The organism is Pseudomonas sp. FW305-70, assembly GCF_058783925.1.
Genome location: NZ_JBYSYZ010000041.1, coordinates 1 through 12,151, shown reverse-complemented (window position 1 = coordinate 12,151; position 12,151 = coordinate 1). Strand labels below are relative to the sequence as shown.

At 60.9% G+C, this 12,151-nt stretch carries 10 protein-coding genes and 1 tRNA gene; 9 read left to right on the top strand and 2 right to left on the bottom strand.

The genetic code is table 11. The annotated features are described in order from the left end of the window. Nucleotides 1-73: 73 nt before the first annotated feature. The 9 genes from arcC (at nt 74) to AC3WN7_RS23605 (ending at nt 10,611) form a co-directional block, all read left to right on the top strand. Entirely contained in the window at nt 74-1,003 is a 930-nt protein-coding gene (gene arcC, locus AC3WN7_RS23645; protein ID WP_095968275.1) for a carbamate kinase, read from the top strand. Nucleotides 1,004-1,015: 12 nt separating this feature from the next. Further along, a complete protein-coding gene (locus AC3WN7_RS23640) occupies nt 1,016-1,378 on the top strand; it encodes a DUF5064 family protein (RefSeq protein WP_095968274.1) in 363 nt (120 codons plus the stop codon). A 107-nt stretch (nt 1,379-1,485) separates the two neighbouring features. Continuing rightward, nucleotides 1,486-2,994, top strand: coding sequence for a transcriptional regulator GcsR (gene gcsR / locus AC3WN7_RS23635; RefSeq protein ID WP_095965381.1), 1,509 nt, complete (start codon nt 1,486-1,488; stop codon nt 2,992-2,994). Between the two features lie 427 nt (nt 2,995-3,421). Then, nucleotides 3,422-3,805, top strand: coding sequence for a glycine cleavage system protein GcvH (gene gcvH / locus AC3WN7_RS23630; protein ID WP_007977291.1), 384 nt, complete (start codon nt 3,422-3,424; stop codon nt 3,803-3,805). An 11-nt stretch (nt 3,806-3,816) separates the two neighbouring features. Continuing rightward, complete coding sequence (gene gcvP / locus AC3WN7_RS23625) at nt 3,817-6,669, top strand: aminomethyl-transferring glycine dehydrogenase (protein WP_102675797.1); 2,853 nt, start codon at nt 3,817-3,819, stop codon at nt 6,667-6,669. 204 nt (nt 6,670-6,873) lie between these two features. Beyond that, entirely contained in the window at nt 6,874-8,250 is a 1,377-nt protein-coding gene (locus tag AC3WN7_RS23620) for an L-serine ammonia-lyase (RefSeq protein WP_015096592.1), read from the top strand. Between the two features lie 36 nt (nt 8,251-8,286). Then, nucleotides 8,287-9,411, top strand: coding sequence for a glycine cleavage system aminomethyltransferase GcvT (gene gcvT, locus AC3WN7_RS23615; protein ID WP_095965383.1), 1,125 nt, complete (start codon nt 8,287-8,289; stop codon nt 9,409-9,411). 403 nt (nt 9,412-9,814) lie between these two features. After that, nucleotides 9,815-10,027: a cold-shock protein gene (locus AC3WN7_RS23610; RefSeq protein WP_007977299.1), complete on the top strand. Its 213-nt coding sequence runs from the start codon at nt 9,815-9,817 to the stop codon at nt 10,025-10,027. Nucleotides 10,028-10,122: 95 nt separating this feature from the next. After that, nucleotides 10,123-10,611 carry an RDD family protein gene (locus tag AC3WN7_RS23605; protein WP_095965384.1) on the top strand — a complete coding sequence of 163 codons (489 nt, stop codon included), beginning with the start codon at nt 10,123-10,125 and terminating at the stop codon, nt 10,609-10,611. A gap of 135 nt (nt 10,612-10,746) precedes the next feature. On the opposite strand, the gene nadA is transcribed toward AC3WN7_RS23605, so the two are convergent. Next, nucleotides 10,747-11,805 carry a quinolinate synthase NadA gene (gene nadA / locus AC3WN7_RS23600; RefSeq protein ID WP_095965385.1) on the bottom strand — a complete coding sequence of 353 codons (1,059 nt, stop codon included), beginning with the start codon at nt 11,803-11,805 and terminating at the stop codon, nt 10,747-10,749. 270 nt (nt 11,806-12,075) lie between these two features. After that, nucleotides 12,076-12,151, bottom strand: a tRNA-Lys gene (locus tag AC3WN7_RS23595).

The window sequence follows — 12,151 nt, the reverse complement described above, 5'->3', positions numbered from 1 at the left end:
GCTCCCACACTGGTCCGGGTTCCACAGAAAGACCGCGTTGCTTGCAACCTCTTTGCTTAGAAGGACTGACACCATGCGTATCGTCGTTGCTCTGGGCGGTAATGCCCTGCTCCGCCGCGGCGAACCGATGACCGCTGACAACCAGCGCGCCAACATCCGGATCGCCACCGAACAGATCGCCAAGATCCATCCCGGCAACCAACTGGTCATTGCCCACGGCAATGGCCCCCAGGTCGGCCTGCTGTCATTGCAGGCAGCGGCCTACACCTCGGTTTCGCCCTACCCGCTGGACGTGCTCGGTGCCGAGACCGAAGGCATGATCGGTTACATCATCGAACAGGAACTGGGCAATCTGCTGGACTTCGAAGTGCCCTTCGCGACCCTGCTGACCCAGGTCGAAGTCGATGCCAATGACCCGGCCTTCAGGAACCCGACCAAACCCATCGGCCCGGTCTACAGCAAGGCCGAGGCGGAACAACTCGCCGCCGAGAAAGGTTGGGCCATTGCCCCGGACGGCGACAAATACCGCCGCGTGGTCGCCAGTCCGAAACCCAAGCGCATTTTCGAAATCCGTCCGATCAAATGGCTGCTGGAAAAAAGCAGCATCGTGATCTGCGCCGGCGGTGGCGGCATTCCGACCATGTATACCTCGCCCGGCAAACTTGAGGGCGTCGAAGCGGTCATCGACAAGGACCTGTGCTCGGCGCTGCTGGCCGAACAGCTTGAAGCCGACTTGCTGGTGATCGCCACCGACGTCAACGCCGCTTTCATCGACTTTGGCAAACCCACGCAGAAAGCCATCGCCCAGGCACACCCCGACGAAATGGAAAAACTCGGCTTCGCCGCCGGCTCCATGGGACCGAAGGTGCAGGCAGCCTGCGAATTCGCGCGCCATACTGGAAAAGTGGCGGTGATCGGCTCGCTCGCGGACATCGAAGCGATCGTCCAGGGCAAGGCCGGTACGCGCATCAGCACGGCGATACCGGGCATTATTTACTTGTAAGGAGAGACGTCCATGGCAATGTTTGAGCCAGGCCACTTGCACATCGAGCGTCACGCGCTGACCAAGGATGATGTGAGCTACAACGTGCACCTCGACTATAAGGTCGCGCAGGATCCCATGAAAGGCAAAGGGATCGAGTTCACCATGCATGGCAGCATGCAGGGAAAGGAGATGACAGAGACCTTCTTCCTGCCTAAGGAGGAGGCCTACAACTTTGCCAACAACGTGACGAAAATCGCAGAGAAGTACGGTATCCCAAAGACACATAGCCAGATCGGCTCGGTGCACAAGCATTACGACTTGATGTTCGAAGACATCCGCAAGCAACTGAATATGAAATCCGGCGACCCGATAGATCTCGAGAGCTTCGAGTAGCCCACATTGGTTCGGTGGGCACTTGCAAATCCGTTTCAAAATTTCACCATTAGCCCGCCCCAAGGCATACTTGCCACCCTCCGCACAGCAGAACCCGAAACCGCCCCATGCGTATCCACGTCAGCTTCATCGACCGCGTCGGTATCACCCAGGAAGTCCTGGCCCTGCTTGGCGGGCGCAATCTGAACCTGGATGCGGTGGAAATGGTCCCGCCCAATGTTTACATCGACGCCCCGACCCTGAGCCCGCAGGTCCTAGAAGAACTGCGCGATGCCCTGTTCAGCGTGCGTGGCGTGCAAGCGGTGACGGTGGTCGACATCCTGCCCGGCCAGCGTCGGCACTTGCAGCTCGACGCATTGCTGGCCGCCATGACCGACCCGGTGCTGGCACTGGACAGCGACGGCAAGGTGCTGCTGGCCAACCCGGCGTTGATCGCCCTGTACGGCCGCGAACCGAGTGGTGAAAGTGTGGCCGACCTGTTTGCCGACCCGGCCTTGCTCGACGCCCTGCTCGAACACGGCTTTCGCCTGCCGCTGCGGGAAATCATCGTCAATGGCCAGACCTTCCTGCTCGACGCCACACCGATCACCGACGCCGGCGCCCTGCTGACCCTGTACCAGCCGAACCGCATCGGCGAACGCCTGTCTGCACTGCACCATGACCACGCCGAAGGTTTCGATGCCCTGCTCGGCGAGTCCCCGGTGATCCGCACCCTCAAGGCGCGAGCCCAGCGGGTGGCGGCCCTCGATGCACCGCTGCTGATCCAGGGCGAAACCGGCACCGGCAAGGAACTGGTGGCCCGTGCCTGTCACGCCATCAGCGCCCGGCACAGCTCACCCTTTCTGGCGTTGAACTGCGCGGCATTACCGGAGAACCTCGCCGAAAGTGAACTGTTCGGCTACGCCCCCGGCGCTTTCACCGGCGCGCAACGCGGCGGCAAGCCAGGGCTGATGGAGCTGGCCAACCAGGGCACGGTGTTTCTCGATGAAATCGGCGAGATGTCGCCGTATTTGCAGGCCAAATTGCTGCGTTTCCTCAACGACGGCAGTTTTCGCCGGGTCGGCGGTGACCGTGAGGTCAAGGTCAACGTGCGGATCCTCAGCGCGACCCACCGCGACCTGGAAAAAATGGTCAGCGAAGGCCTGTTCCGCGAAGACCTGTTCTATCGCCTCAACGTCCTCAACGTTGAAGTGCCGCCGCTACGCGAGCGCGGCCAGGACATTCTGCTGCTGGCCCGCTACTTCATGCAGCAGGCCTGTGCGCAGATCCAGCGCCCGATCTGTCGCCTGGCGCCAGGCACTTACCCGGCGCTGCTGGGCAACCGCTGGCCGGGCAACGTGCGGCAATTGCAGAACGTGATCTTCCGCGCCGCGGCGATTTGCGAAAGCAGCCTGGTGGACATTGGCGACCTCGACATCGCCGGCACCTCGGTAGCCCGCCAGGGCGACCATGACGTCGACAGCCTGGAACAGGCCATGGACGAATTCGAGAAGACCCTGCTGGAAAAACTCTACGTCAGCTATCCCTCGACCCGGCAACTGGCGACCCGTCTGCAAACCTCCCACACCGCGATTGCCCATCGGCTGCGCAAGTACGGCATTCCAGGCAAGGCCTGAACCTCCCTCGGTCAATGTGGGAGCGGGCTTGCTCGCGAAGACGGTACATCAGTCAATACATCGTCGCCTGACACTACGCTTTCGCGAGCAAGCCCGCTCCCACATGTGCTGCGTCAAATTCAATACCGGGTTCAAAAACGACCTCCATCTGTACTGAAAGCGCTACAGTGGAACGATATCGCTACACACCTCTCCGATCACGGCTGTGCAAGGCTTTGATCCACCTCGGCTTTTATCATTGACATACGCCGTATCGATTTCGCTACAGCGAATGAATTTCAAGCTTTATCGAAACCACCTAAATCATTGATCAATAACAATAAAAACAACATTGGCCGCGTTCTTGCTATGTAGTTCTCCATCACCTGGGCATCGCCCAAGCATTCAATCGCGTCCACCAGACGAGTCTGGCCCCTTAGGAGTTTCCATGAGCGAGTTGCGTTTTACTGAAGATCACGAATGGCTGCGCACCGAAGCTGACGGCAGCGTCACGGTCGGCATCACCGCTTTCGCACAGAACGCCTTGGGCGACGTGGTTTTCGTTCAACTGCCTGAGCTGCAGTCCTACGACAAAGGCGCCGAAGCCGCCACCGTGGAATCGGTAAAGGCTGCCAGCGGCGTGTACATGCCGCTGGACGGCGAAGTGCTGGAAGTGAACCCGGCGCTGGACAGCAGCCCTGAGCTGGTAAACGAAGATCCGCTGGGTGAAGGCTGGTTCTTCCGTTTCAAACCTGCCGATGCCTCCGCTGTCGGCCAACTGCTGGATCAGGACGCCTACGACCGCCTGATCAAAGCCCAAGCCGAAGCCTGAGGAGCACTGACATGACCCAGATCAATCTGACCACTGCCAATGAATTCATCGCCCGTCACATCGGCCCGCGCGCCGGTGACGAGCAAGCCATGCTCAACAGCCTCGGCTTCGACTCCCTGGAAGCCCTGAGCGCCAGCGTGATTCCCGACAGCATCAAGGGCACCAGCGTCCTCGGCCTGGAAGACGGTTTGAGCGAAGCCGATGCCCTGGCCCTGATCAAGTCCATCGCGAGCAAAAACCAGCTGTTCAAGACCTTCATCGGCCAGGGTTACTACGGCACCCACACGCCGTCGCCGATCCTGCGCAACCTGCTGGAAAACCCGGCCTGGTATACCGCCTACACCCCGTACCAGCCAGAAATCTCCCAGGGCCGTCTCGAAGCGCTGCTGAACTTCCAGACCCTGATCAGCGACCTCACCGGCCTGCCGATCGCCAACGCCTCGCTGCTCGACGAAGCCACCGCCGCTGCCGAAGCCATGACCTTCTGCAAACGCCTGAGCAAGAACAAAGGCAGCCATCAGTTCTTCGCCTCCGTGCATTGCCACCCGCAGACCCTCGACGTACTGCGCACCCGTGCCGAGCCTCTGGGCATCGACGTGGTGGTTGGCGACGAGCGTGAACTGACCGACGTGACGCCGTTCTTCGGCGCCCTGCTGCAATACCCGGCAAGCAACGGTGACGTGTTCGATTACCGCGAGCTGACCGAACGTTTCCACGCCGCCAACGCCCTGGTCGCCGTGGCGGCCGACCTGCTGGCCCTGACCGTGCTGACCGCACCGGGCGAGTTCGGTGCCGACGTGGCCATCGGCAGCGCACAGCGCTTCGGCGTGCCGCTGGGCTTCGGTGGCCCGCACGCGGCGTACTTCTCCACCAAGGATGCATTCAAGCGTGACATGCCGGGCCGCCTGGTCGGTGTTTCCGTAGACCGTTTCGGCAACCCGGCCCTGCGCCTGGCCATGCAGACCCGCGAGCAACATATCCGTCGCGAGAAAGCCACATCGAACATCTGCACCGCGCAAGTGCTGCTGGCCAACATCGCCAGCATGTACGCCGTGTACCACGGTCCGAAAGGCCTGACGCAGATCGCCAATCGCGTGCATCACCTGACTGCGATCCTGGCCAAAGGCTTGAGCGCATTGGGTCTGAACGTCGAGCAAGCGAACTTCTTCGACACCCTGACCGTGAAGACCGGCGCTCAAACCGCCGCCCTGCACGACAAGGCGCACGCCCAGCGCATCAACCTGCGCGTGGTCGATGGCGAACGCCTGGGCCTGTCCCTGGACGAAACCACCACTCAGGCCGACGTTGAAACCCTGTGGAGCCTGCTGTCCGACGGCAAGGCCCTGCCGGACTTCGCCGCCCTCGCCGCCTCGGTGCAGAGCGCCATCCCGGCCGCGCTGGTACGTCAGTCACCGATCCTCAGCCACCCGGTGTTCAACCGCTATCACTCGGAAACCGAGCTGATGCGCTACCTGCGCAAACTGGCGGACAAGGACCTGGCGCTGGACCGCACCATGATCCCGCTGGGTTCGTGCACCATGAAACTCAACGCCGCCAGCGAAATGATCCCGGTGACCTGGGCCGAGTTCGGTGCCCTGCACCCGTTCGCCCCGGCCGAGCAAAGCGCCGGTTATCAGCAATTGACCGACGAACTGGAAGCCATGCTGTGCGCTGCGACCGGCTACGACTCGGTATCCTTGCAACCGAACGCCGGTTCCCAGGGTGAATACGCAGGTCTCTTGGCGATCCGTGCCTACCACCAGAGCCGTGGCGAAGACCGTCGCGACATCTGCCTGATCCCGTCGTCGGCCCACGGTACCAACCCGGCCACCGCACAAATGGCCGGTATGCGCGTGGTCGTGACCGCGTGCGATGCCCGCGGCAACGTCGACATCGAAGACCTGCGCGCCAAGGCCATCGAGCACCGCGAACACCTCGCCGCGCTGATGATCACCTACCCGTCGACCCACGGCGTGTTCGAAGAAGGCATCCGCGAAATCTGCGGCATCGTTCACGACAACGGCGGCCAGGTGTACATCGACGGCGCCAACATGAACGCCATGGTCGGCCTCTGCGCGCCGGGCAAGTTCGGCGGCGACGTGTCGCACCTGAACCTGCACAAGACCTTCTGCATCCCCCACGGTGGTGGCGGCCCGGGCGTCGGCCCGATCGGTGTGAAATCGCACCTGGCGCCGTTCCTGCCGGGCCACGCACAGATGGAGCGCAAGGAAGGCGCCGTTTGCGCGGCACCGTTCGGCAGCGCGAGCATCCTGCCGATCACCTGGATGTACATTCGCATGATGGGTGGCGCGGGCCTCAAGCGTGCTTCGCAGCTGGCGATCCTCAATGCCAACTACATCTCCCGTCGCCTCGAAGAGCACTATCCCGTGCTGTACACCGGCAGCAACGGCCTGGTGGCGCATGAGTGCATCCTCGACCTGCGTCCATTGAAAGACAGCAGCGGCATCAGCGTCGATGACGTGGCCAAGCGCCTGATCGACTTCGGTTTCCACGCGCCGACCATGTCGTTCCCGGTAGCCGGCACGCTGATGATCGAGCCGACCGAAAGCGAATCCAGGGAAGAACTGGACCGCTTCTGCGACGCCATGATCCGCATCCGCGAAGAAATCCGCGCAGTGGAAAACGGCACCCTGGACAAGGACGACAACCCGCTGAAAAACGCTCCGCACACTGCCAAGGAACTGGTGGGCGAGTGGACGCACCCGTACAGCCGTGAGCAAGCGGTTTACCCGGTTGCGTCGCTGATCGAAGGCAAGTACTGGCCGCCGGTCGGTCGCGTCGACAACGTGTTTGGCGACCGCAACCTGGTCTGCGCCTGCCCGTCGATCGAAAGCTACGCTTAAAGCAATGAGGGGGCGGGGTTGCTCGCCCCTCTCAAGAACACCGCATATCCCCTTGTGGGAGCGGGCTTGCTCGCGAAGGCGGTGTGTCAGGCACCAGATGTGCTGCCTGTTACGCCGCCTTCGCGAGCAAGCCCGCTCCCACAGGGTCCAGTCTCCCCACAAGATTTGCGTCGATATCTAATAACAAGAAACCGGAGAACCACCATGTCGTTAAGCGTGTTCGACCTGTTCAAGATTGGCATCGGCCCCTCCAGCTCCCACACCGTCGGTCCCATGCGCGCCGCTGTACGCTTCGTCGAAGGCCTGCGCCGTGAAGGGCTGCTGACGGCCACCACCTGCGTCAAGGTCGAGCTGTACGGCTCGCTCGGCGCCACCGGCAAAGGCCACGGCAGTGACAAGGCTGTGCTGCTGGGCCTGGAAGGCGAACACCCGGACACCGTGGATACCGAAACCGTCGCTGCGCGCCTGCAAGAGATTCGCAGCAACGCACGCTTGAACCTGCTCGGCGAACACAGCATTGCGTTCAACGAGAAAGAACACCTGGCGATGATTCGCAAACCCTTGCCCTATCACCCCAACGGCATGATTTTTCGCGCCTTCGACGCGGCGGGTTTGCAGATCCGCAGCCGCGAGTACTACTCGGTGGGTGGCGGGTTTGTCGTTGATGAAGACGCTGCCGGCGCCGACCGCATCGTCGAAGACGCCACGCCCCTGACCTTCCCCTTCAAAAGCGCCAAGGACCTGCTCGCTCATTGCGCCAAATACGGCCTGTCGATCAGCCAGGTGATGTTGACGAACGAAAGCGCCTGGCGCCCGGAAGCGGAAACCCGCGCCGGTCTGCTGAAAATCTGGCAGGTCATGCAGGACTGCGTCGCCGCCGGTTGCCGTAATGAAGGCATCCTGCCCGGTGGCTTGAAGGTCAAGCGCCGGGCGGCTGCGCTGCATCGGCAATTGTGCAGCAACCCTGAATCGTCCTTGCGCGATCCGCTGTCAGTGCTGGACTGGGTCAACCTGTACGCCCTGGCCGTCAACGAAGAAAACGCCAACGGCGGCCGCGTGGTCACGGCCCCCACCAACGGTGCGGCCGGGATCATTCCAGCGGTGCTGCATTACTACATGCGCTTTATCCCCGGCGCGAATGACGACGGGGTGGTGCGTTTTCTGCTCACTGCCGCCGCCATCGGCATTCTGTACAAGGAAAACGCCTCGATTTCCGGCGCTGAAGTCGGCTGCCAGGGTGAAGTCGGCGTCGCCTGTTCGATGGCCGCCGGAGCCTTGTGCGAAGTGCTCGGTGGCAGCGTGCAACAAGTGGAGAACGCCGCGGAAATCGGCATGGAACACAACCTCGGACTGACCTGCGACCCGATTGGCGGGCTGGTGCAGGTGCCCTGCATCGAGCGCAACGCCATGGGTTCGGTCAAGGCCATCAATGCCGTGCGCATGGCCATGCGCGGCGACGGGCAACACTTCGTCTCCCTCGACAAGGTCATCCGCACCATGCGCCAGACCGGCGCCGACATGAAAAGCAAATACAAGGAAACCGCCCGTGGCGGTTTGGCGGTCAACATTATCGAGTGCTGATGTGCGCTCATCTGCACCCTTCTTCAGGAGCTGAATATGTCCACCGAACAACTGTTGAAAACCCCGTTGCACGCACTGCACATCGAACTCGGCGCGCGCATGGTGCCGTTCGCCGGCTATGACATGCCGGTGCAATACCCGCTGGGCGTGATGAAAGAACACCAGCACACCCGCGACCAGGCCGGGCTGTTCGATGTCTCGCACATGGGCCAGATCCGCCTGACCGGCGCCGATGCCGCCAAGGCCCTGGAAACCCTGGTGCCGGTGGACATCATCGACCTGCCGGTGGGCATGCAGCGTTACGCGATGTTCACCAATGCGACGGGCGGCATCCTCGATGACCTGATGGTTGCCAACCTGGGCAACGACGAACTGTTCCTGGTGGTCAACGCCGCTTGCAAGGATCAGGACCTGGCACACCTGCGCAAGCACATCGGTGAGCAGTGCACGATCGAGCCACTTTTCGAAGAACGTGCGCTGCTCGCCCTGCAAGGCCCGGCTGCAGTGACCGTGCTGGCACGCCTGGCCCCGGAAGTGGCGAAGATGACCTTCATGCAGTTCGCTCGCGTGAAGCTGCTGGGCGTGGACTGTTTTGTCAGCCGCTCGGGTTATACCGGTGAAGATGGTTTCGAAATTTCCGTACCTGCCGCCAACGCCGAAGCCCTGGCTCGCGCCCTGCTGGCCGAGCCGGAAGTGGCCGCCATCGGCCTCGGCGCCCGCGACTCCCTGCGCCTTGAGGCAGGCTTGTGCCTGTACGGGCATGACATGAACACCGAGACCAGCCCGATCGAAGCGAGCCTGCTGTGGGCGATCTCCAAGCCGCGTCGCGCCGATGGCGCACGGGCCGGCGGCTTCCCTGGCGCCGAAACCGTGTTCGCCCAGCAACAGGCAGGTGTCAGCCGCAAACGCGTCGGTCTGTTACCGCAGGAACGCACGCCGGTGCGCGAGGGTGCCGAGATCGTCAACGAAGCCGGCGACATCATCGGTAGCGTCTGCAGCGGCGGTTTCGGGCCGACCCTGGGCGGGCCGCTGGCCATGGGTTATGTCGACAGCGCCTATATCGCACTGGACACACCCGTCTGGGCGATTGTGCGTGGGAAAAAGGTACCTTTGCTTGTAAGCAAAATGCCATTTGTTCCACAACGCTACTATCGCGGCTGATTGAATGTTCCTATAAGTAACGCGGTTGCGTTAACTGTGCACTAATGTGTAACGCAACCGCCATAAAATAGTGCATTGTTTGGCTCTAAGCTTCGATTATGAACTTTGCTTATAACGATCGAAAACATTTGAACAGCGCCAGCGTATAAGGCCCCACTAGTGGACTGACTTTGCCATCAACCTGAGGAAATACGGGGCCTTCACAGGGCTTGTTTTTTCTCCCGTAGTTGGCGTAGAGTTTGTTCACTGTGTTTGCATGGGTCGCTTGGAATCGTGACCTGGGCAGTAGCCTACAAGTTAGCTACATCCCGTTCGACGTCTTCTTACTCTCCTGCAACCAGCCCCAGTACTCTTTCATGAGAAGGAGACTGTCATTAATTTTTTGCGTCAAAGGAAATAAGAAATGTCCCAACGTCAGAGCGGTACCGTCAAGTGGTTTAACGACGAGAAAGGTTTTGGTTTTATCACTCCTGAAAGCGGTCCGGATCTGTTCGTGCATTTCCGCGCCATCCAGGGCAACGGCTTCAAGAGCCTGAAAGAAGGCCAGAAAGTGACTTTCATCGCCGTGCAGGGCCAGAAAGGCATGCAGGCTGACGAAGTACAAGCAGAAGCCTAATCTTCTGTAACGAAAAAGCCCCTGATGCTGACATCAGGGGCTTTTTTGTGCGCGCAAATCCGTAAAATGGCTTCTTTTTCCGCCGAGATCCTGCCATGTCGAAACACCTGCTTACTCCCCAGGGCGACTTTCCTGCCGCTGGTCTGGGTCGTCGTCTGGCAGCCATGTTCTATGATTTCCTGCTGTGCACCGCCCTGCTGATCGTCACCAGCGGCCTCTACAAGATGATCCAGATGGCGATCATCGGCGAAGAAAGGATGCGCACCCTGACCGAAGCCGGCGCGCTGGACGGCGACCCCCTGCTCTCCACAGTCCTGCTGTTCGTACTGTTCGGCTTCTTCGCCAAATTCTGGACCTGGTCGGGTCAGACCCTGGGCATGCAGGTCTGGTGCATTCGCGTGCAGAATGCCGATGGCTCGTCCATCAGCCTGTGGCAGGCGCTGTTGCGCTTTGTGGTGTCGATTGCCTCGCTGCTTTGCGTTGGCATGGGATTCTTCTGGTCGCTGTTCGACAAGCAAAAACGCAGTTGGCACGACATGTATTCCAACACGCAACTGGTGCGGATTCCGAAGAAGACCAAGTAATTCAGTCGTACAAAAATCACTGTGGGAGCGGGCTTGCTCGCGAAAGCGGCGTGTCAGCCGATATCAATGTTGCCTGACACTCCGCCTTCGCGAGCAAGCCCGCTCCCACAATTTTTGCGACCTGCCTGATAAACCTCAGGCGTTACCGGCCAGTTTCATCCGCGCCGCCTGGGTGAAGTCCAGCATCCGCTTGAGCGGTCGAATCGCCTGCGGGATCAGCGCCGGATCGACAAAGATCTCGTTCGCGCCTTCTTTCAACGCCTTGAGCGTGCGCTCAAGGGTGTTCATGGCCATCCACGGGCAATGTGCACAACTGCGGCACGCCGCGCCGTTACCCGCCGTCGGGGCTTCGATAAAGACCTTGTCCGGGCACAGCTGCTGCATCTTGTAGAAGATGCCGCGGTCGGTGGCAACGATCAGCGTCTTGTTGGGCAGGCTCTGTGCCGCCGCGATCAACTGGCTGGTGGAGCCCACGGCGTCAGCCAGTTCAATCACCGAAGTCGGCGACTCCGGGTGCACCAGGATCGCCGCATCCGGGTACAGCGCCTTCATGTCTTCAAGCTGCTTGGACTTGAACTCTTCGTGAACGATGCAGGCACCGTCCCACAGCAGCATGTCGGCACCGGTCTGACGCTGGATGTAGGTACCCAGATGCTTGTCCGGGCCCCAGATGATGGTCTCGCCGTTGTCCATCAGGCTTTCGACGATTTCCAGCGCACAGCTTGAAGTCACCACCCAATCCGCGCGGGCTTTTACCGCAGCGGAAGTGTTGGCGTACACCACGACCGTGCGCTCCGGGTGTTGATCGCAGAACGCGGAAAACTCGTCCACCGGGCACCCCAGGTCGAGCGAACAGGTCGCTTCGAGGGTCGGCATCAGCACGCGCTTTTCCGGATTGAGGATCTTGGCAGTCTCCCCCATGAACTTCACGCCGGCGACGACCACGGTGTTGGCCGGATGGGCATTGCCGAAGCGGGCCATCTCCAGCGAGTCGGAGACACAACCCCCCGTCTCTTCGGCCAGCGCCTGAATGACAGGGTCACAATAGAAGTGGGCCACCAGCACCGCGTCCTGAGCCTTGAGCTCGGCAGCGATGGCGGCACGGTAGTAAGCCTCTTCATCGGCGGTCAGCGGTTTGGGCTGTTTGGCGTCGAGGTGGGCTTGAACCAGAAGGCGTTCGGATATTTGCGTCATGTTCGCAAGACCTGCAAGCGCATTCGCGCGAAAGTCGAGTATACACCCGGCTCCGGACCCTTCAGGGTACCGCCGGGAAAGTGGGTATTCATCAGGCACGGACAGCGTTGAAGCTGCGCAAGGCTACAGAATATCCGACAGATGCAAAAGATGATTCTGACCTGTGCCTTGCGCAGCAGCCCGGAGCGAGGCGGACTTTAATCGCGGGCAAAAAAAAACCCGGAAATCCTCACTTTCGTGGGCCTTCCGGATTTTCTAAACCGCCAAAAATGGTGGGTCGTGTGGGATTCGAACCTACGACCAATTGGTTAAAAGCCAACTGCTCTACCAACTGAGCTAACGACCC

What these genes read in the sequence shown, in the direction of transcription:
- AC3WN7_RS23640 (WP_095968274.1), top strand. Translation starts at nt 1,016, where the DNA reads ATGGCAATGTTTGAGCCAGGCCACTTGCACATCGAGCGTCACGCGCTG.
- gcvP (WP_102675797.1), top strand. Translation starts at nt 3,817, where the DNA reads ATGACCCAGATCAATCTGACCACTGCCAATGAATTCATCGCCCGTCAC.
- gcvH (WP_007977291.1), top strand. Translation starts at nt 3,422, where the DNA reads ATGAGCGAGTTGCGTTTTACTGAAGATCACGAATGGCTGCGCACCGAA.
- arcC (WP_095968275.1), top strand. Translation starts at nt 74, where the DNA reads ATGCGTATCGTCGTTGCTCTGGGCGGTAATGCCCTGCTCCGCCGCGGC.
- AC3WN7_RS23610 (WP_007977299.1), top strand. Translation starts at nt 9,815, where the DNA reads ATGTCCCAACGTCAGAGCGGTACCGTCAAGTGGTTTAACGACGAGAAA.
- nadA (WP_095965385.1), bottom strand. Translation starts at nt 11,805, where the DNA reads ATGACGCAAATATCCGAACGCCTTCTGGTTCAAGCCCACCTCGACGCC.
- gcsR (WP_095965381.1), top strand. Translation starts at nt 1,486, where the DNA reads ATGCGTATCCACGTCAGCTTCATCGACCGCGTCGGTATCACCCAGGAA.
- gcvT (WP_095965383.1), top strand. Translation starts at nt 8,287, where the DNA reads ATGTCCACCGAACAACTGTTGAAAACCCCGTTGCACGCACTGCACATC.
- AC3WN7_RS23605 (WP_095965384.1), top strand. Translation starts at nt 10,123, where the DNA reads ATGTCGAAACACCTGCTTACTCCCCAGGGCGACTTTCCTGCCGCTGGT.
- AC3WN7_RS23620 (WP_015096592.1), top strand. Translation starts at nt 6,874, where the DNA reads ATGTCGTTAAGCGTGTTCGACCTGTTCAAGATTGGCATCGGCCCCTCC.